The organism is Arthrobacter sp. GW822-FHT05G07 (genome assembly GCF_058799755.1).
Map to the genome: position 1 here is coordinate 170,579 of NZ_JBXALT010000012.1, position 20,617 is coordinate 191,195.

22 protein-coding genes, 3 tRNA genes and 1 riboswitch are annotated in these 20,617 nt (G+C 62.8%); of the genes, 13 read left to right on the top strand and 12 right to left on the bottom strand.

Features of this window, described 5'->3' with window-relative positions; genetic code table 11:
• Window positions 1–23 precede the first annotated feature (23 nt).
• Genes AC1RJY_RS19995 through AC1RJY_RS20005 form a run of 3 tightly spaced genes read right to left on the bottom strand, consistent with a single transcriptional unit; the run spans window position 24 to window position 1,910 of the window.
• Window positions 24–365, bottom strand: coding sequence for a rhodanese-like domain-containing protein (locus AC1RJY_RS19995; RefSeq protein ID WP_014920548.1), 342 nt, complete (start codon window positions 363–365; stop codon window positions 24–26).
• Window positions 366–390: 25 nt separating this feature from the next.
• Entirely contained in the window at window positions 391–1,290 is a 900-nt protein-coding gene (locus AC1RJY_RS20000) for a sulfite exporter TauE/SafE family protein (RefSeq protein ID WP_014920547.1), read from the bottom strand.
• Window positions 1,287–1,910 carry a rhodanese-like domain-containing protein gene (locus AC1RJY_RS20005; protein WP_014920546.1) on the bottom strand — a complete coding sequence of 208 codons (624 nt, stop codon included), beginning with the start codon at window positions 1,908–1,910 and terminating at the stop codon, window positions 1,287–1,289. Before AC1RJY_RS20005 ends, AC1RJY_RS20000 begins: the two co-directional genes overlap by 4 nt.
• Before the next feature lie 122 nt (window positions 1,911–2,032).
• Here AC1RJY_RS20005 and AC1RJY_RS20010 point away from each other — a divergent pair, with 122 nt between their 5' ends.
• The 5 genes from AC1RJY_RS20010 (at window position 2,033) to AC1RJY_RS20030 (ending at window position 4,707) form a co-directional block, all read left to right on the top strand.
• On the top strand, window positions 2,033–2,290 hold the full coding sequence (locus tag AC1RJY_RS20010; RefSeq protein ID WP_014920545.1) for a metal-sensitive transcriptional regulator: 258 nt from the start codon (window positions 2,033–2,035) through the stop codon (window positions 2,288–2,290).
• Window positions 2,291–2,323: 33 nt separating this feature from the next.
• On the top strand, window positions 2,324–2,740 hold the full coding sequence (locus AC1RJY_RS20015) for a DUF302 domain-containing protein (RefSeq protein ID WP_014920544.1): 417 nt from the start codon (window positions 2,324–2,326) through the stop codon (window positions 2,738–2,740).
• Window positions 2,741–2,742: 2 nt separating this feature from the next.
• Entirely contained in the window at window positions 2,743–2,997 is a 255-nt protein-coding gene (locus tag AC1RJY_RS20020; protein WP_014920543.1) for a DsrE family protein, read from the top strand.
• 190 nt (window positions 2,998–3,187) lie between these two features.
• Window positions 3,188–4,099, top strand: coding sequence for a glycoside hydrolase family 25 domain-containing protein (locus AC1RJY_RS20025; RefSeq protein ID WP_014920542.1), 912 nt, complete (start codon window positions 3,188–3,190; stop codon window positions 4,097–4,099).
• Between the two features lie 293 nt (window positions 4,100–4,392).
• On the top strand, window positions 4,393–4,707 hold the full coding sequence (locus AC1RJY_RS20030; protein WP_498603091.1) for a hypothetical protein: 315 nt from the start codon (window positions 4,393–4,395) through the stop codon (window positions 4,705–4,707).
• Window positions 4,708–5,332: 625 nt separating this feature from the next.
• Here the strand turns inward: AC1RJY_RS20030 and AC1RJY_RS20035 are convergent.
• On the bottom strand, window positions 5,333–5,809 hold the full coding sequence (locus AC1RJY_RS20035; RefSeq protein WP_043469686.1) for a hypothetical protein: 477 nt from the start codon (window positions 5,807–5,809) through the stop codon (window positions 5,333–5,335).
• A gap of 259 nt (window positions 5,810–6,068) precedes the next feature.
• On the opposite strand from AC1RJY_RS20035, the gene AC1RJY_RS20040 reads away from it, so the two are divergent.
• The gene (locus AC1RJY_RS20040) at window positions 6,069–6,398 is read left to right on the top strand and encodes a hypothetical protein (RefSeq protein ID WP_498603092.1); all 330 of its coding nucleotides are present in this window, start codon (window positions 6,069–6,071) and stop codon (window positions 6,396–6,398) included.
• 71 nt (window positions 6,399–6,469) lie between these two features.
• Here the strand turns inward: AC1RJY_RS20040 and AC1RJY_RS20045 are convergent.
• From AC1RJY_RS20045 to AC1RJY_RS20055, 3 genes are all read right to left on the bottom strand, one after another.
• Window positions 6,470–6,545 (bottom strand) — tRNA-Phe (locus tag AC1RJY_RS20045).
• Window positions 6,546–6,591: 46 nt separating this feature from the next.
• Window positions 6,592–6,665, bottom strand: a tRNA-Asp gene (locus AC1RJY_RS20050).
• 84 nt (window positions 6,666–6,749) lie between these two features.
• Window positions 6,750–6,822: transfer RNA gene (locus tag AC1RJY_RS20055), tRNA-Glu, on the bottom strand.
• A 247-nt stretch (window positions 6,823–7,069) separates the two neighbouring features.
• Between AC1RJY_RS20055 and AC1RJY_RS20060 the strand changes: the two genes are divergently transcribed.
• Window positions 7,070–8,011, top strand: a complete 942-nt coding sequence (locus tag AC1RJY_RS20060; RefSeq protein WP_498603093.1) for a DMT family transporter — start codon at window positions 7,070–7,072, stop codon at window positions 8,009–8,011.
• 20 nt (window positions 8,012–8,031) lie between these two features.
• On the opposite strand, the gene AC1RJY_RS20065 is transcribed toward AC1RJY_RS20060, so the two are convergent.
• A complete protein-coding gene (locus AC1RJY_RS20065; RefSeq protein ID WP_014920537.1) occupies window positions 8,032–8,955 on the bottom strand; it encodes a carbohydrate kinase family protein in 924 nt (307 codons plus the stop codon).
• Window positions 8,956–9,046: 91 nt separating this feature from the next.
• Here AC1RJY_RS20065 and AC1RJY_RS20070 point away from each other — a divergent pair, with 91 nt between their 5' ends.
• Together AC1RJY_RS20070 and AC1RJY_RS20075 are read left to right on the top strand one after the other, a co-directional pair.
• A complete protein-coding gene (locus tag AC1RJY_RS20070) occupies window positions 9,047–9,547 on the top strand; it encodes a metallopeptidase family protein (RefSeq protein WP_014920536.1) in 501 nt (166 codons plus the stop codon).
• A gap of 10 nt (window positions 9,548–9,557) precedes the next feature.
• Window positions 9,558–10,478, top strand: a complete 921-nt coding sequence (locus tag AC1RJY_RS20075) for a cation diffusion facilitator family transporter (RefSeq protein ID WP_498603094.1) — start codon at window positions 9,558–9,560, stop codon at window positions 10,476–10,478.
• Window positions 10,479–10,488: 10 nt separating this feature from the next.
• Here AC1RJY_RS20075 and AC1RJY_RS20080 read toward each other — a convergent pair whose 3' ends face one another.
• A complete protein-coding gene (locus tag AC1RJY_RS20080) occupies window positions 10,489–13,212 on the bottom strand; it encodes a PEP/pyruvate-binding domain-containing protein (protein WP_498603095.1) in 2,724 nt (907 codons plus the stop codon).
• Between the two features lie 19 nt (window positions 13,213–13,231).
• Entirely contained in the window at window positions 13,232–14,269 is a 1,038-nt protein-coding gene (locus tag AC1RJY_RS20085) for a universal stress protein (RefSeq protein ID WP_014920534.1), read from the bottom strand.
• Window positions 14,270–14,687: 418 nt separating this feature from the next.
• Between AC1RJY_RS20085 and AC1RJY_RS20090 the strand changes: the two genes are divergently transcribed.
• Window positions 14,688–15,380 (top strand): FAD-binding protein, encoded by a 693-nt coding sequence (locus AC1RJY_RS20090; protein ID WP_498603096.1) that lies wholly within the window; start codon window positions 14,688–14,690, stop codon window positions 15,378–15,380.
• A 226-nt stretch (window positions 15,381–15,606) separates the two neighbouring features.
• On the opposite strand, the gene AC1RJY_RS20095 is transcribed toward AC1RJY_RS20090, so the two are convergent.
• Complete coding sequence (locus tag AC1RJY_RS20095) at window positions 15,607–16,401, bottom strand: NlpC/P60 family protein (RefSeq protein ID WP_011773167.1); 795 nt, start codon at window positions 16,399–16,401, stop codon at window positions 15,607–15,609.
• A 3-nt stretch (window positions 16,402–16,404) separates the two neighbouring features.
• Window positions 16,405–16,572: riboswitch (cyclic di-AMP (ydaO/yuaA leader) on the bottom strand.
• A gap of 174 nt (window positions 16,573–16,746) precedes the next feature.
• On the bottom strand, window positions 16,747–17,379 hold the full coding sequence (locus AC1RJY_RS20100) for a copper resistance CopC family protein (protein WP_498603097.1): 633 nt from the start codon (window positions 17,377–17,379) through the stop codon (window positions 16,747–16,749).
• A gap of 114 nt (window positions 17,380–17,493) precedes the next feature.
• On the opposite strand from AC1RJY_RS20100, the gene AC1RJY_RS20105 reads away from it, so the two are divergent.
• The 3 genes from AC1RJY_RS20105 to AC1RJY_RS20115 all read left to right on the top strand — a co-directional run bounded on the left by AC1RJY_RS20105 (window position 17,494) and on the right by AC1RJY_RS20115 (window position 20,536).
• Complete coding sequence (locus tag AC1RJY_RS20105) at window positions 17,494–18,936, top strand: NCS2 family permease (RefSeq protein ID WP_011773165.1); 1,443 nt, start codon at window positions 17,494–17,496, stop codon at window positions 18,934–18,936.
• Between the two features lie 99 nt (window positions 18,937–19,035).
• A complete protein-coding gene (gene hutG / locus AC1RJY_RS20110) occupies window positions 19,036–19,983 on the top strand; it encodes a formimidoylglutamase (protein WP_498603098.1) in 948 nt (315 codons plus the stop codon).
• Between the two features lie 61 nt (window positions 19,984–20,044).
• Window positions 20,045–20,536 (top strand): hypothetical protein, encoded by a 492-nt coding sequence (locus tag AC1RJY_RS20115; protein ID WP_498603099.1) that lies wholly within the window; start codon window positions 20,045–20,047, stop codon window positions 20,534–20,536.
• Window positions 20,537–20,617: the final 81 nt, after the last annotated feature.

Genomic DNA, 20,617 nt, shown 5'->3' on the forward strand with positions numbered 1-20,617 from the left:
TCCTTCGAAATAGTGGGCTGCTGCTAGCGGACAGGCTCGCCGGCCGAGCGCCAGGCGCTCATGCCGCCACGCAGGGAGTAGGCCTGGTACCCCTGCGAGGCGAGGAGCCGGGCGGCCGAGGCGGAACGGACTCCGGAGGCGCAGACGGCGATGACAGGTTTGTTCTTGTTGATTCCGGCGGGGCTGGTTTGCAGTCGGTCCAGGGGGATGTGCTTGGCCTGGGGTGCCCGTCCGGAGCGCCATTCTTGGGCGGAGCGGACATCGATCAGCACGGCGCCTGAGGACAGGAGGTCCTTGGCCTCAGCGACTGAGACCGTTGTGCAGGGCTTGCTGAAGGCTTTTTTCAGAGAGCTGATGAGGCCCATGGTGTTCTCCTTGGTGGTGATGAGTTCAGGCGGGTGAGGGGATTCTGCTGCGGCGGCCGGTGCGGTTGCGCAGGGGGCAGGAGCTGATGAAGAACCAGCAGATGCCCGCAGTGGCTGCGGCGAGGGCTGCGACTCCGGCGGCGATGAACCACCGGAGGTCGGCCGGGGCTTGCTGGATGAGGACGAAGGTTCCCATGGCCAGGACGAACCAGCCGAAGGCTTTGCGCAAGGCGGATTCCGGGATGCGGCCGGCGAGTTTGGAGCCGATGAGCGAGCCAATGATGGCGGCAGCGGTCACTCCGAGGGTGAGGCCCCAGTCGAGCTGGACGGTGGTGAGGTATCCGGCGAGCCCGGCGAAGGACTTCATGGCGATGACCACCAGGGAGGTGCCCACGGCCACGGACATCGGCAGGCCGCCGAGCAGCGCCAGGGCCGGGACCACGAGGAATCCGCCGCCTGCGCCGACCAGACCGGTGATGAGCCCGACGACAGCGCCGTCCAGCAGGACCCGCCCAATGGGCAGTTCGTGCTTGACCGGCGCGGCGCCGTCGTCGTTCTTCTTTTTCCGGCCGCGGAGCATGGCCACGGAGGTGGCCACCATCATGACGGCGAAGGCTATAAGCAGGATCTGGCCGGGGATATGCCCGCCGAGGAGGCCGCCGACGAATGCGCCAGCCATGCCGGACGCGCCGAAGATCAGGCCGGTCCGCCACATCACCCTGCCCCCGCGGGCATGGCTGATTACGCTCACCGCGGAGGTGACGCCCACGACGAACAGTGACGCTGCGATCGCTTCCTTGGCCTCGAACCCGGCCACGTAGACCAGGATCGGGACTGTCAGGATGGATCCGCCACCGCCTAGGACGCCGAGCGAGAGTCCGATCACCACCGACAGGGCAAGAACCAGGAGCAGGGTGAAGGTCATGATGCCTTGGCCTCGGCATTCCCCCCGGTGTTGACGGGCAGGGCAAGGATGGCGCTTTCGCGGGTGGGCTCCATAGCGGCCTTGTTCCACGGCATGGCCGAGATGGCCTTGCCCATAGCGCAGGTGTTGGTCGCGGCCGAGAACGTCAGGCCGGTGCCGATCACCCCGGCAAGCGTCCGGATCTTCGGGGAGATGAACTTGCCGCCGGCCAGGCCCAGGACCACCAGGGAACCGGCCACAAGGCGGACCTGCCGCTCCAGGTCCCAGCGGTCCTTGCCCTTGACCACGTCACCGCCGGCGGCGGCGAGACCGGGCGCACCACCGGTCAGGACATAGGCGGTGTCAATCCCGGCCTTGGCAAGACGCTGGCGGGCCTGCTCGGCTCGCACGCCGGACTGGCAGACCAGGACCACGCGGGAACCCAGCCGGGCGGCGAGCTCGTCCGTGTGCTCGGACAAGAGCGGCAAGGGCACGTTGTAGGAGCCACGGATATGCATGGATTCGAACTCAGCGGCGGAACGCACGTCGATCACCACGAGGTCCCGGTGCTCTTTGAACCAGGACTGGAGGGTTTCAGGGGCGAGTGCAGTAACGGCTGTTGCCGCGGAACTGGAAGTCATGGTTGGCCTCTCGGAAGGGGTCGGCTGGATACCCCACCGAGTATTGCAGATACCCCGGGGGGTAGTCAAAACACCCTAGGGGGTATAAGATTGAGGGAAGTCACCAATAGTTGGAGAAACCCGTGGAACTCAATCCCTCAGAACTGACCCCTGTCATCAACCGTCTCAAGCGCGCCCAGGGCCAACTGTCCGCAGTCACCCGAATGCTGGAAGAAGGCCGGGACTGCAAGGACGTCGTCACTCAACTCGCAGCCGTATCGAAGGCGCTGGACCGGGCAGGGTTCGCCATCATCGCAACTGGCCTCGAGCAGTGCATCGTCCAAAAGGACGCAACGATGGACAAGAAAGACCTGGAGAAACTCTTCCTCTCCCTCGCCTAATCAGACCAACTGTCGAGCAGCCCAAGGAGAACCATGACGTACACCCTGACCGCCACCGTTGACCTTCCGTGGACCGAGGCTCTGGACCGCACCCGGGACGCCCTGTCCGCTCAGGGATTCGGGATCCTCACCGAAATCAACGTCCGTTCCACCTTCGAAGCCAAGCTTGGGGCCAAAGCCGCCGATGCCATTGGCGACTACGTGATTCTTGGGGCCTGCAACCCGGCCCTGGCCAACCGCGCCCTCGCCGCGGAACCTGAAATCGGCGCGCTGCTGCCGTGCAATGTTGTGGTGCGCCGGAACAAGGATGCAGAACTGACCACGGTGGAAGCCATCGACCCCCAGACCATGGTCAAGCTCAGCGCCGCACCGGCCGTCAAGGAGATCGCCGACGACGCCGGCACGCGCCTCCGAAAGGCCCTCGCCGACCTGGGCGAAATGGCGAAGTAGAGATGTCCATGCAAACAACGGTTCCAGAGACTAAGCAGGCCGGGCCCGGCGTCAAACTCCTCGCCACAAACTCACCCGCCACGGAAGCCATCACAAACGCCGGGCAACTCCACGTGGATATCCTCGCCTGTGGCAACAGCATGCGCTCAGCGGGCATGGACGACAAAGCCCTCGTCCCAGGCATTGGCACGGCGCCGACAGCCATCGCCCACCTGGTGCGGCGTCAATGGGACGGCTGGGCCTACGCCAGGCTGTAGCGCCGCCCCTGATGATGTAGACCCGCCCTGGTGCAGGTGCTCGTCAGGAGTGTCTTGGAAATCAAGGGTTACGAGACAAGGAACAAGTCCCACGACTCATTTCCATTCGGGGACGAAATAGGGGACGTTGCACTATCTCCCCTTGGCGCCCGAGCGTAAGGTTTTACCACCTCGATGTACAGACGCATGGGTGACGGGAGCCTTGGACATGACCGGTTTCGGGATAAGAATGGCGGGCGCGTTCCTGGTCCTTATTGGGCTGTTCGCCACAGGAATAGCTCCGGTGGCAGCGGCTCCGCCGTCCCAGAGTAAGGACCCGGTTGGCATCGACATCTCCTGGCCCCAGTGCGACAAGATGAATACCCTTCCCCTCGGGCAGGCATTCGCGATCGTGGGCGTGAACGGTGGACTGGCCAATAACAACAACCCTTGCTTCGCTGCTCAAATCGAATGGGCTAAGACAAAGACCACCGGAACCGGGAACCACCCTGCCCAGCCCCAAGTTTCTTTATACGTGAACACTGCCAACCCAGGACATGAGGGCTCCTGGTGGCCATGGTCCAACGTCTACAAAGACGTGGTGGTCCCCCCAGACCGCTACGGTGAATGCGGGCCCGAATTCGAAGGCGCAACAAGGGGCCCGGTCAACCTCGCCTGCTCATTCGTGTACGGCTACGTGAGGGCTTATGAGGACGCCACTATCCGAGGCGTGACAGACCCCGGCAGCTATTTCTGGTGGCTGGACGTGGAGACGGGCAACAGCTGGCAGGCCGGAGAGCCTAACAGCACAGCCCTGAATCGGGCAACCCTAGAAGGGATGGTCGACTACTTCAAAACCATCACTACCAACCATAAGACCGCCGACCTTAAGCCTGCCGGTGTCGGGATTTACTCAACAAGCAATCAGTGGGGAACCATCGCCGGGGCCGTGCCATCAAGCAGCCCCTTGACGGGTCTGCCAAGCTGGCTTGCAGGTGCCAGAACGCTGCGGGGAGCGAAGTCGAATTGTTCTCTTCCTGGGCTCACCCCTGGCAGCAGGGTAACACTGACCCAGTACGTGTCAGCCGGACTCGACTACGACTACATCTGCCCGTCGAAATAGGCAGCGCAACGCGGCGCTCATCTTAGGCAGCGCCTGCACTGACGTGCATGGTCTACACAGGCCGCGCCGAGTTGGAGGCTGACTTCGCAAGAGAATTCTTGGTCGTCGTGCTGTTGTCAACAGTGTGAGTGGTGGGCCCCGCTTCGGCTGCGGAAGGCGCGAAGCTAACTCGAACGGTCATCACAGTTCCCGAGCCCTTCGTCATACCGGCGGGTGTAGGCTGTACGTTCCCCGTCGCCGGAGAAGCCGAGGATGTCCGGGGGACGATCACCGAGTTCGCTGATGGACGGATCGTGACGCACGACATCGCCGACCCAACACTCAACGATGTGGACACTGGAAAGTCGCTCGTACATCGCAGCCGCTTCCATGTCACGGATTGGCCTTCTTCAGTGGAAGGCGGGGTTGTGTTTGATACCAGTGGTCAACTGTTCATGGCCGTCTTTCCGGGAGACCAGGGTCCCTATGGCCTGGTTGAATACCCAAGCCTGCTCCTTAGCGTCAGCGGCCATGCTGGCGTGACGATGGACTCGTCCACCTTCGTCTGCACGTCTTTCGCGCTCAATGGAACAGCGACAGACCTGTGTGCAGCTTTTGCACCTGAATAGCCGCCTCCGGGCCGGTTGCCGAGTGGTGACAAGCAACAAGAGCGCAAATGAAGTGTCCCGCTTCCTTGGAAGCGGGACACCCTAAAGGCCTCTCCTTCTAGCGAGCTGGTCAGCAGCATCACTTGTCGTCCGGCGTCTGCTTGCTCGCTAAGTCCGAGCTTCCAAGACGCTCTGTGGGTGCTGCATAACGCAATGGTGCTGTACGGAACAGTGAGGTGGTACAGGTACGTTCGCTCGAGAACACCAGTGAACGTACCACGTCCGAGCCGGCCCGGAAGCCATTGAATGAGGATCATTTACGGTTTGCAAGCCCTGTCGTTGGCGGGGTCTGCTTCGAGCGCCGCTCGAAAGGGACGGGCCCTCCGGGCCGTCACCTAGGTGTCTCTGCAGTCTCTATCGCAGAGAACAGCGGAAGAGTAGGATGCGGACATCTGAGTCGCGGTCTTCGCCCTCCGAGTGCAGCAATCGGGAGGGCCGCGGTATCTACTGGCTGGGGAGTGGCCGCATTTCTGCGCATTCGGTGCAGCTACTACTACTCGTTGATCAGAGGCACTCCTGGGCCGGACAAAGCAGCCTTTGGCCAAAACTTTAACGTCAACCAGTGACCAACCCAAATGTGTGGAAACTAGTCCTCTCCTGCCAGTACGGCGCAGACATCTGCCAAGACTCTGCCGTCGAGGGAATACGCGACGATCGTGTTGGTGTCGGCGTCGAAGGTAAAGGTCTGGTGTCCGGCGACGCTGTGAGACTCATCAGGGAGGAGCCCAATCAAGTATCGGCCATTGATGGTGACGCGGAAATCGTTGGCCTCTTCGTTGTACGTCTCAGTCAAAGCGTAACGGGACCGTTGCGTGAATGTGTGGCCAGTCTCTGCATTTGTCCAGATGCCGGTGCCGACGTTGTGTTGCCAGAATCGGTCACCGGGAAGGGTTTTTTCCGAGCCCTTTACCGTGATATCCCCCAGTACGGCGAAACCAGGGCAGAACTCACCCGCCGGAAATTCGACCTCAAATTCCTCGGCATTAGCGCCAGAAATCGGCCCGAGAAGCACGAACGGCAAGATGGCTCCCACGGCTATGCCGCGGCGTTGCATCACGGACATGGAAGCCTCCAAGATCACATTGTGATGTGGACGTTACGCTCGGGCATCGGCAACCGCAAGAGTACGCCCAAAGCTCCTGAACGCCCGTTTCCTGAAGAGAAGGTCCGAAGAAGCAGCAGCGGGGGGAAGCCGCCACACAAATGCTGTCGCTCCTGTCCAGACAATCGGAAAGTGATCGCCCGTCTATGCGGCCTCAGCAGCCTGTCCCACTTCCTTAGAAGTGGCACACCACCGTTGGAACACTCCCTTGGGAGACATCGTGGTGAAGTCTCTCCATGGCTACGCCATCGGACCCGACGGGGCCCAGCTCGCTGATCCCGATCTCGAACTTAGCCTTGGTGATCTCATCGTTGGCGGTGTCGCATGGCCCACGTGTGCGGCCAATGTCGTGGTGGCCTACCTGGACTGGCGCAGACTCAAACGCCTCGGCGTCGTGCGCCCCTTCCACTGGGCCTGGGGGTTTCTCCCAACCATCTACGTCATCGGGCGGACCGTGGTCGTCCGAAAAGTAGTACCCGGCAGTTCCATCGCGCCGATCATGATCGCTGTTGGCCTGAGCATAGTAAGCGTGGCCACCAACTACAGCTGAGCCCCGGGACCCGCCGTGCCAGCCACGTTAAAGAAGAAAAGCACCAGTTCCGAAGAACTGATGCTTCCCAGTGGTGGCTCCGACCGGCGTCGATCCGGTGACCTTTCGATTTTCAGTCGAACGCTCTACCAACTGAGCTACAGAGCCTAGGTGACATGTCACCTTGAGAACCGAATTTCTTCGGCGCTCAGAGCGACCCTGACGGGACTTGAACCCGCGACCTCCGCCGTGACAGGGCGGCGCGCTAACCAACTGCGCTACAGGGCCTTGCGTTTGCAGTATCTCTACCGCGTTTTTTTCAAGGCTTCTAGCTTACCAGACTTTTTTCATCCGATTTACCACTTCCTTGCGTACCCCCAACGGGATTCGAACCCGTGCCGCCGCCGTGAAAGGGCGGTGTCCTAGGCCGCTAGACGATGGGGGCCTGAACTCAATTCGGATTTCGCAAGGAAAAGCGACGCTTTACGCGTTCTTTCCGTGTCTCGCTCGTCCGAACTGGACTCTAAAACTTTAGAGCATAGATAGCGATATTCCCAAATCGAGGTTTGAACAGTGTCCCGGACCACAGATCAGGGCCCCTCGAGGGTGCCAGCGGAACATTGGCAGGATCTTGCCCTGACGCGTCCGAAAACCGCCAGCCGCTCCCGGCCTCCCGCGGATAGATTTGGCTCATGACAACCACCACCCCGGCCGAACCCGGTCAACCTTCCCCGGACCTGCCCCCGCGCACCACCCCCGCGCCGGGAGCAACCATCAGCAAACTCGGCATCGCGGCCGTCATCATCACGGTGATCCTATGGGCTTCGGCTTTCGTGGGCATCCGCGCCGTCGGCCCCAGCTTCTCCCCCGGTTCCTTGACGCTCGGACGGTTGGCGGTTGCCGCCGTCGTGCTTGGAATCGTGGTGCTGCCGACGCTGAAGGTCTGGCCGAGCGGCCGCGAGTGGTTGCCTATCGTGGCATACGGGGTGATGTGGTTCGGCGGCTACAACGTTGCGCTGAACGCCGCGGAGCACATGCTCGACGCCGGCACCAGCGCCATGCTCATCAACGTCTCGCCCATCCTCATCGCCATCCTTGCCGGTGTCTTCCTCAAAGAGGGCTTCCCACGCTGGCTTCTGATCGGCAGTGGAGTCGCGTTCTGCGGCGTCGCGATGATCGCTTTGGGTTCCGGACAGCGTTCGACGGCGGACGTGGCCGGTGTGCTGTTGTGCTTGCTTGCCGCTGTACTCGCCTCGGTGAGTGCGATCCTGCAGAAACCAGTGCTCCGGAAATTCACGGCAGGCCAAGCGACATGGTTCGGCATCATGGTGGGCGCGATCTGCTGCCTGCCGTGGACCGGTCAGCTCATCTCCGAGGTCCAAGCGGCGCCGCTCCCCGCCACGCTCGGCCTGGTCTACTTGGGGATCTTCCCGACGGCCATCGCATTCACTACGTGGGCCTACGCGCTATCCCTGATCTCGGCCGGAAAACTGGCTGCCACTACGTACCTGGTTCCAGGGACCACCATTCTGATTAGCTGGGCGGTGCTTCAGGAAGTACCAACCATTTGGGGGCTGATCGGCGGCGTCATCTGCCTGGTCGGCGTCGGGTTGACCCGCCGCCGGACCCGCTAACGGGCTCCCTAGCAGAGCCCCTAGCGGGCCATGCCCACCAGGAGTTCGCGGTGGGTAGGCGGGTTGGCGCCCGAGCGGCCGACAGCAATGGAAGCGGCCATGGATGCGATGGTGCCGATCCGTTCCAACACTGTGGGCGCCATGCCGTCGCTGCCACGTAACAGCAGGCCCATGATGAGGGCTGCCGTGAAGGAATCACCCGCGCCGATGGTGTCGGCTACGGTAGCCGGGACGGCCGGGACGTTGATGTGAATATCCCGGGTTGCCATGAGCGCCCCCCTGACACCTTGAGTCACCACAGCAAGCCCGGTTCCCAGGGCCAGGAGGTGGTTCGCGGTCTCCTCCAACGACTTGCCGGGGTACAGCCAGCGGGCGTCCGAGCCGCTCATTTTTACGACGTCGGTCAGCGGCACCATCTCTTCGAACAGGGACAGAGCCTCGTGGTGGCTTCCCAGGAGATCGGGACGGATATTGGGGTCGTACGTGACCATGCATCCGCCCTGCGCCTGCTCAAGCAAACTGCGCACAACACTTGCGCCGGGCTCCAGGAAGGTCGCGATGGAGCCGGTGTGCAGGATCCTCGGAGCGTACGGCAGGGCAAGTGGAGCCAATGCCCAGTCAATGTCGAAGGTGTAGTCGGCCGACCCGTCGGCAGTTATCCGGGCGGTCGCCGTCGCGGTCTTGCCCGCTGACATGGATCCGGGTAGCAGCACCACCCCTGCGCGCTGCAGGTGCGCGGCGATGGCATCGCCCCGCTCGTCGCGGCCGATCGCCGTCAGCAGGCCCGTTTTCACGTCCAACAAGCCCAGGCCGTAGGCGACGTTGGCCGGCGATCCGCCGGGGAACTCCTTTTGCCCGTCCGCCGACTGGACGATGTCGATCAATGCCTCACCCACCACAACGACGTCGAGGGGTTCAGGTGCGAGGGAAGCGGTGCCGGTCATGCGGTTCCTGTGTCTGTCGAAAGGAGGATTGAGTTCAGTATCTCCCATCATGCACAGCGCCAATAATGCCTTTGCGGACTAAAGTCGAATCATGCCCGCGAATCTCCCTCCCGGCCTGCCCATCGTTCCCGACGGCGAGCGCCCGTCATCGCCGCTCCGGGAACGGAATGCGGTGCACAGTCCTGTTGAGCACGCCCCGGCGGATGAGGCCTATGTGTCGGGGCCTTACGAGATGTCACCCGAAGATTTTGAGGAAGCTGTCAGTGATGCCCTGCAGTTGATTCCGCCCAAGGCGGCCAGCGCAATGGACAACGTGGCAATCTTCATCGAGGACGACTACACGCCACAGCCAGGGGAAGATCCGGACACCGTGCTGTTGGGACTCTACGAGGGAGTTCCCCTGACCGAACGTGATTCCTGGTGGGAAGCAGGGTCGTTGCCTGACCGAATTACGATCTTCCGCCAACCCATCCTGAACATCTGCAGCACCCGCGAAGAAGTCATTGACGAGGTGGCCATCACCGTGGTCCATGAGATCGCGCACCACTTCGGGATAGACGACGACCGCTTGCATGAGCTCGGCTGGGGCTAGCCTTATAGGCATGGGGCATGATCACAACCACTCCCACGGAGTCACAGCAACCGGCAAGCACCGGAAGCGGCTAATCGCCGTCTTGGCCATCACCTTAGGGGTGGTGGGCATCCAGGTGATTGGCGCCGTCGTGTCCGGATCTTTGGCCCTTTTGGCCGATGCCGGACACATGCTATCTGACGCGGCGGGCGTGTTCATTGCCCTGATGGCGGCGTGGATTGCCACCCGACCGGCGAGCGACCAGCGAACCTACGGCTATCAAAGGGCCGAGGTTCTGGCTGCCTTGGCCAACGCACTGATCCTGATCGTCATCGCCGTGGTGATCATGATCGAAGCCATTCGCCGTTTTGGCGAGCCAACCGAAATCCAGACGGATGTCATGTTGTGGGCCGCCATTTTGGGTGCTGTGGCCAACCTCGTTTCCTTGCTGATCCTCCAAGGAGCGCAGAAGGAAAGCCTCAACGTCCGCGGTGCCTACCTTGAAGTTCTCGGTGACCTTCTTGGCTCCATTGCCGTCATTGTGGCGGCCATCGTGATCATGACCACGGGATTCAGCGCCGCCGACCCACTCGCATCCGTGCTGATCGCCCTCATGATCATTCCGAGGGCCTGGCATTTGCTGCGTGATGTTGTGGATGTGCTTTTGGAAGCCACACCCAAGGGCGTTGATGTGAACATGATCCGGGAGCACATCGTTGCCGTGGACGGTGTGGTTGATGCCCATGACATCCACATCTGGACCATCACATCCGGCGTTCCCGTGTTCTCAGCCCACGTGGTGGTGGAGGATGCGGTCCTCAACGCCAGCGGCGCGGACAACATCCTGGATCAGCTGGGCTCCTGCCTTGGCCGGCACTTCGACACCGAGCATTGCACTTTCCAACTGGAACCGGTGAGCCACTCCGAGCACGAATCACACCAGCACGCCTGACACTGTTTCACTACCCGAAGTTTTCGATGCTGACGGTCCCGGCAGCGCCGTCAACGGTGATGCGCTGGCCTGTTCTGATGCGCGATGTCGCGTCGGGGACACCCACCACTGCAGGGATGCCGTACTCACGGGCCACCACAGCCCCATGCGAGTTGGCTCCTCCCATCTCCATGACCAACCCTCCCGCGGTGAGGAACAGTGGCGTCCACCCAGGGTCCGTTGACGGTGCCACCAGGATTTCTCCCGGTTCCAGGTGGGCGCCAACCGGATCCATGATGACGCGCGCGGGAGCAGACACCAGACCTGCCGACGCCGGACTGCCGGACAAAGTGCCGGGGCGCTGCTTGCCGCCGCTCCCGCTGGCCGTAGCTTCGGGTTCCGTACCATCAGACAACAGCACTCTCGGGATGTGCTTGCGGCGGAGTTCCTGGAGATAAGCCGCACGTCGTTCAGCAACCACCTCGTGGACGTCGTCTCCGGCCAAGGCGATCTCGACGTCGTCCAGGTCCAGGAAGAAGATGTCCTCGGGACGTTCGATCCGCTGTGCTGCCGAAAGCTCATCCCCGATCAGGAGCAACTGCTTCCTCGCAGCTGACAACCCCAGAACCAGGTTGTACTTGGGCAACTCCCGCAACCCGGCGAAGTGCCGTGTTCGGTCCAAAGCAAGTCTCACGATTACCGCGTGCAACGGACTCTTCGCCCTGGCGCGGGCCACGAAACGCGCTACCTGTTCATCGGCGTCGAGGGCTGCTTGCGTGAATTGTTGGTCGGGCGCTTCGGCGCCGTCGGAGAGCCTCAAATAGTTGGCTATGACACCGAGGATGTGCGTAGGGTCATCGGACCAGCGCGGCATGCCAAGGTCGATCTCGGCAACGGCCCTGTGGCCGTATTTCCGCAGGAACCTCTCAAGACCGGCCTGTGCAGCTGCCGGGAGCTTGGCTGCCCGATGCTGTTCCGCCAGCTCTGCCGGTGTTCGGGCAACCATGGAGGCAACGGCGTCGGGATCCTCCCGGATCTCGGAGGCGACTTGCCACAAAGCCAGGTCCATCTCCGTGGTGACGTTGTTAGGTAGGCCCCGGATTACTGTTTGCAGCTCGCTGTAGGGCGCTTGGTCACCAAGAATCCGCCTCACCAGCGCCAGCATCGCGAAGCCGAGAGCAGGAAGTGGCAACACCTGCGGAACCGTGGCGAACACTTCCTCTCCCAAGATTCTCTGGACGTGGCCGAGCCGCTGGTGGGGTGTGGCTTCACTGGGGACGGAGAAGGTGCTGCGTAACTCCGTACTGAGCCGCTCCACACGCCGCATTGCTGTACTTGGACGGAACAGACCGCGGAACAATGACTCCGGGACACGATGCTTAGCCGCCACCGGGGCGATATGGCGGATCAGTTTCACGGGTGTCTTGATAGTCACCGCGAAGCGCGGGTCGGCGAAGAGCCCACGCATAATGGCTGCGGAGCGGGCTTCCATGACGTCAAAAACCCGTGGCACGATTGTCCGGCCTACCCGGCTTCGCAGCACGGCGCTGAAGTCGAAGAAGATTCGTTGTCCGGCTTCGTAGTAGGCAGGCGGCCCTGACCGGGGATCGGGAACGTCGAAAGCCGCTGTCCTGGCGACGCTCGAGGCTATCAGTCGGATTCCGGCCAACCCCATGGGAGTCAGAGGCCTGGTGAGGCCCTGCGCGAGGCTGAAGTTCAGGAACGCGTGCTCGCCGGGAGCCAGGGGCGTGCGTGTGGTTTGCGGGTACAGCGTGGTGATGGGCCTCGCCTGCGTAAGCCACAACTTTCCGTCGTCGTCGATGGCCCACTCGGTGTCTTGCGGAGCACGGTAATGCTCTTGTACCTCAAGGCCCAACTTGGCAAGCTCGAGGACCTGACGATCACTGAGACAGGGCTCCACGGCTGAATCAGCAGGCAAGGGCCGTTCAACCCGCTCCGTGCCGCCGCCCGGCATGGCGCGGATCTCCACTTGCCTGTCCCCCAAGACCCTTGTCAGGACGGCACCGCGCCGGGCGTTCACAACGTAATGGTCTGGATTCACAGCCCCGGACACCACCGCCTCCCCCAAGCCAGGGCTGGCATCAATGACCGTTTCATAGCGATTCCCCGTCACCGGGTTGGCGGTGAACATGACGCCAGCGGTAGCGGAATTCACCATTTCCTGCACAACTACAGCCAAGGCCACAGTTGCGTGGTCGATCACGTTAGTGGTCCGGTAGGCCACGGCGCGGTCTGTCCAGAGCGACGCCCAGCAGCGGCTCACGGCATCCAAGACTGCATCCACGCCCACAACGTTCAGGAAGGTGTCCTGTTGTCCGGCGAAACTTGCGAACGGCAAGTCCTCTGCGGTGGCCGAGGACCTCACGGCGACGGGTACGTTGGCGCCCAAATCTTGGTATGCAGACCGCACCGCTTCGGCGATCCCCTCGGGCACCCCGGCATCGATCACCAAAGACCGGGCACGAGCGGCAAGCCCACTGAGCTGGTCCAACCCGGCCGCATCAGCTTCCGACAAAGCCGCAAAGACAGGCTCCAGACCAGCACCCGAGAGCGCCCGCCGGTAGGCAGCAGTTGTCAGGCAGAATCCCCGCGGAACCGGCAGGCCGACGCTGGCCAACTCGCCTAGATTGGCTGCCTTGCCGCCGACCTCCGGCAGCATGGGTCCACGGATTGCGGCGATGTCCAGAACCAGTACCGGATCCTGTGACGGTTCCCCGGGCTGTTTCTTGTCCATGGACGTAACAGGATCCGGCTTAAGCAGCGCCGAGCATAGGCCCAAACTTGTGGCGGTCAGCGAGCCTGGGATCGTCACGGTCCGGAACAACCATTACCGGCCCCTTGGAGTGATGCAGGACTCCGTCCGATGTTGAACCCAACAGCATCCCCGCGAAGCCGCCACGGCCCCGTGTACCCAGAACCACCAGCTCGACGCTGCGGCTGGTTTCCACCAGAACATCAACGGGGGAACCATCCCTGAGTTCCGTTTCCATGGGCAATGAAGGGAAATGGCTTCTGAGCCAATCAGCCCCGGCGTCCAGCTGGACTTTGATATCCGCAAACAAGGCATCCCGGTCCAAGGGTGCCGGAACCCATGCCAGGGAACCGCTGTACTGAGGTACGGCACAAATCACCCGGAGTTTCGCGCCCATGCGCTGTGCTTGCTCGGCAGCTTCGAGCACGGCCACGCGGGCCTGCTCGGAACCGTCCACGCCTACGGCAACCACATTTTCCACAGTACGTGGGCCAGCCTTGGCATGTTCAGCCTTGATGTGTTTGTCCTCAGTGCTTTCACCAAGGCGATCGGCACAGTAGAGCGGGACTGTCACCGTGGGGCATTTGGCGTGGGCGGGCAAAGCGCTGCTGACCGAGCCAAGCAAACGCCCAACAAATCCGCCGCGACCCCTGCTCCCGAAGACAAGGAGTGCGGCCTCGCTGGAAAGATCCAACAGGACACCAGCGGCGTCGCCGTTCTCGACAGAAGCATCGACGTCGATGGCATATCCGGAGACCTTATCCAGGGCCTGCCGAACGATCGCATCCGCGCCCTCGCGAATCACGGAATCGTCGACTGTTGCGTAGCCGCCATCCAGCCCGGAGGCGGCAAAGATGGGCACGGAATATGCCGTGACGATATGTAAAGGAAGGCGCCGACGTTCAGCCTCCCGCGCGGCCCAAACCAAAGCACATTGCCCGTGCTCTGAACCGTCCACTCCGACCACGATGCCACCTGGTTCCACAGCCTGATCCTGGCCGTCCTGTGGCTCTTCACTGTGTCTGCCGTGCTGGTCCATGGGGGCCTGCCTCTCCACCTACTGCTTGATGTTCCGGCTATTCTGCCAGAGGTTCTCCTCGTCGGATTGCCTCACTGTTTCATTGTCAATGGCCGGGGCAGGAGAAACCCGGAAATTTCTCCTCCCAATCCCAACTATTCTCGGTCGGCAGTGGCGAATCAAGGCGACATCGGGCTATGTGCATAACGGTCCGGGCTCGGTTCCCGGCCTTCCACATTGCGCTCCGGACGAACACACAAAACGCGGAGTCGCGGAGGCTATCCATGGCCGAAAAAGTTCGGTAGTGTTCGAGTCACCGAATGGCCGGCGAACGTGTTTCACACCACACACTCCGGCCATTTATTTGCGGCCGCTTGGGGAACTCGGACGCGATCCCACGCGATGCCGTAAGGCACACACGTCAAGGAGGAACCAAGCAGTGTCACTCACGCCTGATTCCGCCACGGAACGCACCACCACCGTGGTCATCGGAGCCGGCCTGTCCGGTTTGGCAGTTGCCAGCGAGCTCAGCCGCTTCGGCGTGGGCTCCATCGTCGTAGACGGGTTCGGTGCACTGTCCACCACAGGTCCTTCTGTTCATACAGGCATGCTTCAACGCACTGATGCCGCTGATCCCGCAGCCATGCAGGAACGCAACGAGATCCTCCGTCACCTGCGGAACTACGCCGCCAACCATCAACTGGACGTTCGCAACACCACCCGCGCCGTACGCCTTGATTTCCTGGGGGCAGACCCCTCCCGCCAGATCGGGTACGGACTGGCGGCCAGCATGACCACGGCCGGACTGAGAACAGGCCTCCACGTATCAGGCCCCCTCGAATCCACTCCACGCCAGTGGGCAGTCCACACAGCCAACGGTGTCCTCCTGGCGGACCACGTAGTAGTGACGCGTTGCGCCCAAAGCCAGTTGCGCCGCATGCTCGCCGAACTTGGAATAGCCGTTGGCCAGAACTTCGCGGCCGCCATGCGGGCGGTGGGGATGCACTTGGTGGGCGTTGGGGACCTGATCACCCCGTCTCCCAAGGAAGTGCTGCGGCAAGCCAAGGCAGTGGGCCAGGCAATCTCCACCAAGGTAGCCCTGCCGGCAGGTCCCGGCATCGCCATCGCCTAGCGTCATCGCCATCGCCTAGCCCCCGCCACCGCCATCGCCTGGCTGGTCATGTCCGGCAAACACAGGCCACCTCACCAACACAAGCCACCTCACCAACGCAGGCCAGCAGAACCGCCGTCGTACTTCCCGCGCTGGACTTTTATGAACAGAACTTAACGCCAAAAGCCGGCGCCTCCCAAGACGTTAATCTTGGGAGGCGCCGGTTTTTGAACTGAAGCGTGAGGCTTTATGCGCCAGCGCGTACGTAGGTCAGGGGACCCGTTGCGGTCAACCAGCTGATCGGGTGGATGCCCGTCTGGTTGCCGTTGATGCCACCGCTGATTGCCTGGCCGTTGCCGATGTAGATGGCAACGTGGCCGGACTGGACGATCATGTCACCGGGCTGAGGATCGCTGACGACCTTGCCGTAGTTCATGAACTGCATGGGACCGAGGTCGCCTACCGGGATGCCTGCGGAACCAAGGGCCTTCTCGACCATGGCGGTGCAGTCCTGGAAGATGCCGATCTGTGCGTAAGCCGAGGCAACCATGGCTGCATTGACGCCGCCAACGGCGGGGGCAGCAGCTACGGGAGCAGCGGCAACCGGTGCGGCAGCCACGGGAGCAGCAACCGCAGCCTGGGCGGCGACGGGAGCCGTTGCAGCAGCGGTGGTGACAGCTGCCTTCTGGACTACGGGAGCCTCAACAACGGGAGCCGGCTTTTCGATGACCGGAGCTGCTACGGAAGCAACAGCGGGACGCTCGAAGTTGACGGTAGCCGTTGCCAGAGCGGTAACAACCTTGGTGGGTGCCTCGGAAACGGTCTCAGCGACCGTTGCGGGGCTGGAGTCGCGCTGAACCGGGGCCTCAGCTGCGTGAGCAGCAATGGAACCGGTCAAAACGAGGCCCGAGGCTGCTGCGATAACAGCTGCCTGACGGCCAGCGCCGGAAGCGTTGCTGGCCACTGCCTTCGAGATGGAGATGAACGGATTAGGACGTACGCTGTCCGCCTTACGACGGCCGCGAAGAATGCGTGAAGACATGAAAGAGCCTCTCCCGATGCCTGCGAGGTTAGCTGTCGGATTCGGATGGGAGTCACCCGGCCACTATCCCCCGCTGTTCAGCGGAAGCTTCGTGACTTCACCCCAAGGCACGCTCGAAAGCGGCCTAAATTGGGTTCCCCGTCTCTGCCGTAGGTTTGTCTGCGAACGGATTCCGGACTGCGGCAGAGCTAGGCAATCAGGCCGGAAGTGCCCGCTACGTGGAACAGGCACAGGTACTACCGTACGCGATGATTCCGTCGAAGTCACATTTAAGTAACGGGAAATGGGTCTCTGGCGTGTCGCGGTAATCGTTTCGAGATATTCGCAGCTACGTAGAAAACCGCGCTATTCCGCGGGAGTATCGCCCTCGGGGTCGTTTGAAGCTGCCAGCTTCTTCCGTGCGGTAACAGCAAGATAAATAACGAGACCAACAGCAACAACAGCCAACCCGACGATGCTCCACGGGAAGGGCTGGGAGGCATCAGCGGCCGGCTCGCTGGTGCCCGTCCCCGGCGCTGCGGTGCCCGCCGTGGGTACTGCGGCTGAGGGAGCCGAGACCGACGGTGAGGCCCCAGCCGGGCCGCTCGCAGTCGTCGTGCTTCCTGCGGCGGCCGTGAACGTAAAGGTGCCCTCGATGGGGTGCGAATCGGAGCTGACCACACGCCAAACCACCGTGTACTCCCCTGCGGGGGCGCCTTCGCGGAGCTTCTGAACGGCCTGGTTGTCAATGATTTCCACCGGGCCGTCCGCCCAGTTCTCGCCGCCGGCCGTCACAGTGACTCCGGAACCAATCGCGAGAGGGCGGTTGTTGAACGTGATGGAGACCGACGCCGGGACTTCCGCCACGCTGGCACCGTTGGCTGGCGCGGTTGATTCCGCGACGTCGTGCGCGGACGCCGGAGCCGCGGAAAACAGCAAGGCGGACGCAAAAGCAAGAGCAGCGACGACGGCGGCCAGAAGCGGGCGGATGGTACGCATGGGGCGGTTTCTCCTAGTGTTGGCTTCCTTACAGAGTAGGCGAATCGTTCGGAGGGCCCGCACCGGACAACATAGGATTTGAGAGCAAACTCCCCTCGATCCCCGGAGACCTTCATGCTGAAACAAGGTTCTGCAGTAGACCGCTACTTCAAGATCTCCGAACGCGGATCCACGTATTCTCGGGAAATTCGGGGCGGGTTCGCGACCTTCTTCGCCATGAGCTACATCGTGGTGCTGAATCCACTGATCCTCTCCGGACCTGACTCCAGCGGCGCATCCCTGGGCTTCACAGCCGTGGCAGCCACCACTGCTTTCGTGGCGGGCATCCTGACCATCCTCATGGGCGCGTGGGCCAAGCACCCGTTTGCCGTGGCCACGGGCTTGGGCGTCAATGCCTTCGTCGCGGTCACGGTGGCGTCCCACCCCGGACTGACCTGGCCGGACATGATGGGGCTCGTGGTGCTGTCCGGCATCACCATGCTCATCTTGGTGCTCACCGGCTTCCGGACTGCCGTGTTCAAGGCCGTGCCGGAAGCCCTGAAGACGGCAATTGTTGTGGGCATTGGCCTCTTCATTGCACTCATCGGCCTGGTCAATGCAGGCTTTGTCCGCCGCATCCCCGATGCCGCAGGAACCACCGTCCCGCTGGGCCTGGGCGTGGACGGCAAGCTCATGGGCTGGCCGACGCTCGTGTTCGCAGTTGGCCTGATCCTGACCATCGCGCTGGTGGTCCGCAAGGTCCGCGGCGCTATCCTGATCGGCATCGTCGTCTCCACTGCGCTGGCCGCCATCCTCGAATTCACCCTCCACATCGGCCCGAGCTTTGACGGCACCAACGTCAACCCCCGCGGCTGGTCCCTGGTTGCTCCCACGCTCACCGAATGGGGTGCCCCGGATCTATCCCTGATCGGCAAGGCCAACCCGTTGGGCGCGTTTGAACACCTCGGTTTCATCGCTGCAGCATTGCTGGCGTTCGTGATCCTCCTGAGCATCTTCTTCGACGCCATGGGCACCATGGTGGGCCTGGCCAACGAGGCCGGAACCGTGGACGAAGACGGCAACATTCCCAACGTGGACCGAGTCCTGCAGGTAGACGCCCTCGGGGCCATCGTGGGCGGCGGAGCCTCGGTTTCCTCCAACCAGATCTTCGTCGAGTCAGGCGCAGGCATCGGCGAAGGCGCACGGACGGGACTCGCCTCGATCGTCACCGGCGCCCTCTTCCTTGTGGCCATGTTCTTCACGCCGCTCATCAACCTGGTCCCGTTCGAGGCCGTGGCTCCCGCACTGGTAGTTGTGGGCTTCATGATGGTCTCCCAGGTGGGCAAGATCGACTGGCAGGACTGGGGCGTCGGAATTCCCGCGTTCCTGACCATCGCCCTCATGCCGTTCACGTACTCCATCGCGAACGGCCTCGGCGCAGGCTTTATCTCATACGTCCTGATCCGCACGTTCCAGGGCCGTGCCCGTGAAGTTCACCCGCTGATGTGGGCTGTGGCTGCGGCGTTCCTGCTGTTCTTCGGCATTGGAACCGTGGAAGAGTTGCTCGGGGTCAAGTAAGCCCTCGCCGGGCTTCCGGGCTCGGGTGAGTCCGGGGTTTCAGACACTCCCGCGGCGGAACGGCTGGTTTTCGGGGCCCGGGTCCGGTGTGCTTGAACCATGGAAACCATGCCCCTCACCGTAGATGTCTCCCCCACTCCGTGGACGGGTCGTTTTGACGGCGAGGGCAATGAGCACCGGAGATGGTGGCAAGCCGTAGCACCCCACACCGTGTCCGCCGCCGCAGCAGCCTCGCGTCCCGCCGTCGTGCTGGGTTTCTGCAGCGACGCCGGCGTCCTCCGCAACAAAGGACGCGTGGGTGCCGCCGCGGCTCCGGCCGCGATCCGTTCGGCGCTGGGTCCGCTGGCTTTCCACCTTGACCGTGACGTGTTCGACGCCGGCGATGTGGTTGTGGAGGACGACTCACTGGAGGCGGGCCAAGAGCGCGCCGGACTCGCCATTTCGGGACTGCTCGACGCCGGCAACCTCACCGTTGTGCTTGGCGGCGGCCACGAGACCGCGTTCGCCAGCTATCTGGGCGTGGCCGGTTCCGAAGCGGTCCGGGGCAAGCGTTTGGGTGTGCTGAACCTGGACGCGCACTTTGACTTGCGGGACGAGCCGACGCCGAGCTCGGGCACGCCGTTCCTGCAGATGGCCCACGCGGAAGCTGCCGCGGGACGCGAACTGCAGTACGCCGTCGTCGGAATTTCGGAGCCCAACAACACGCGGACGCTCTTCAACACCGCCCGGGACCTGGGCGTGAAGTACCTGCTTGATGAGCTGTGCACGCCGGAAGCTGCGGAGGTCTTCGTTGCTGATTTCCTGGCGGGAGTGGACGTGCTGTACCTGACCATCGACCTGGATGTGATGCCGGCGTCGGTGGCCCCCGGGGTGAGCGCGCCGGCCGCTTACGGTGTGCCGTTGCCGGTGATCAGCGCGATCTGCCGGCAAGTGGCTGCCAGCGGAAAGTTGCTGCACCTGGACGTGGCCGAGCTGAATCCGGAGTTCGACATCGACTCCCGGACCGCGAAGGTTGCGGCACGGTTGGTGAACACGCTCCTCGCTTAGCTCCCGGGCCCCTTTTCCGCCCGGCTTCCTCCACATAGCCTGTGTGGAGGAAGGGACTGCGATGCGCACACCACTTGTGCAGGAGAAGTTGGCTTGGGTTGCAGGGCTGGCAGCTGTGGCCCTGGGCTTGGCCGCGCATATGGTCGCCGGAGGCAGCGCACCAGCCATACCCGTGCTCCTGGGCCTCGCCGCGCTCGGCTGCCTGGCCGCCCAACTGCTTGCCCGCTGGGTGCATGGGCCGTTGTTACTGCTGCTCCTGTCCGGCGTGGCCCAGCAGTTGCTGCATCTGGGCTTTGACGCCTTTGGCGGATACTTCCCCGGCAGCGGAATCCTGGATCACTTGCACGGCGGTCAGGCTACGTCTCCTGCCGCGGGTGCGCCGGCTAACGGTGCGGCCCCAAGTGGCGGCTCGGTCCACCTCATGCTCTACACGCACATGGCGGCGGCCATATTGACACTCTTGGTGGCGTCCGGGGTTTTCAAAGTGGCCGGGCTACGTTCGCGGCGGCGGGCAGGCACGGATCCCGCGCTTGTCCGAGACTCCCGCCCTTGAACCTTGCGATCAACGAGCAAGCCAAGGATCCGCATGCTCACGGAGCGCCGTCACGGGAGGCAACGCAGGGCAACTTTCCCT

Coding starts and splice junctions, on each gene's coding strand:
- AC1RJY_RS19995 (WP_014920548.1), bottom strand. CDS start 365: ATGGGCCTCATCAGCTCTCTGAAAAAAGCCTTCAGCAAGCCCTGCACA.
- AC1RJY_RS20000 (WP_014920547.1), bottom strand. CDS start 1,290: ATGACCTTCACCCTGCTCCTGGTTCTTGCCCTGTCGGTGGTGATCGGA.
- AC1RJY_RS20005 (WP_014920546.1), bottom strand. CDS start 1,910: ATGACTTCCAGTTCCGCGGCAACAGCCGTTACTGCACTCGCCCCTGAA.
- AC1RJY_RS20015 (WP_014920544.1), top strand. CDS start 2,324: ATGACGTACACCCTGACCGCCACCGTTGACCTTCCGTGGACCGAGGCT.
- AC1RJY_RS20020 (WP_014920543.1), top strand. CDS start 2,743: ATGTCCATGCAAACAACGGTTCCAGAGACTAAGCAGGCCGGGCCCGGC.
- AC1RJY_RS20035 (WP_043469686.1), bottom strand. CDS start 5,809: ATGTCCGTGATGCAACGCCGCGGCATAGCCGTGGGAGCCATCTTGCCG.
- AC1RJY_RS20060 (WP_498603093.1), top strand. CDS start 7,070: ATGACAACCACCACCCCGGCCGAACCCGGTCAACCTTCCCCGGACCTG.
- AC1RJY_RS20065 (WP_014920537.1), bottom strand. CDS start 8,955: ATGACCGGCACCGCTTCCCTCGCACCTGAACCCCTCGACGTCGTTGTG.
- AC1RJY_RS20070 (WP_014920536.1), top strand. CDS start 9,047: ATGCCCGCGAATCTCCCTCCCGGCCTGCCCATCGTTCCCGACGGCGAG.
- AC1RJY_RS20075 (WP_498603094.1), top strand. CDS start 9,558: ATGGGGCATGATCACAACCACTCCCACGGAGTCACAGCAACCGGCAAG.
- AC1RJY_RS20080 (WP_498603095.1), bottom strand. CDS start 13,212: ATGGACAAGAAACAGCCCGGGGAACCGTCACAGGATCCGGTACTGGTT.
- AC1RJY_RS20085 (WP_014920534.1), bottom strand. CDS start 14,269: ATGGACCAGCACGGCAGACACAGTGAAGAGCCACAGGACGGCCAGGAT.
- AC1RJY_RS20095 (WP_011773167.1), bottom strand. CDS start 16,401: ATGTCTTCACGCATTCTTCGCGGCCGTCGTAAGGCGGACAGCGTACGT.
- AC1RJY_RS20100 (WP_498603097.1), bottom strand. CDS start 17,379: ATGCGTACCATCCGCCCGCTTCTGGCCGCCGTCGTCGCTGCTCTTGCT.
- AC1RJY_RS20105 (WP_011773165.1), top strand. CDS start 17,494: ATGCTGAAACAAGGTTCTGCAGTAGACCGCTACTTCAAGATCTCCGAA.
- hutG (WP_498603098.1), top strand. CDS start 19,036: ATGGAAACCATGCCCCTCACCGTAGATGTCTCCCCCACTCCGTGGACG.
- AC1RJY_RS20115 (WP_498603099.1), top strand. CDS start 20,045: ATGCGCACACCACTTGTGCAGGAGAAGTTGGCTTGGGTTGCAGGGCTG.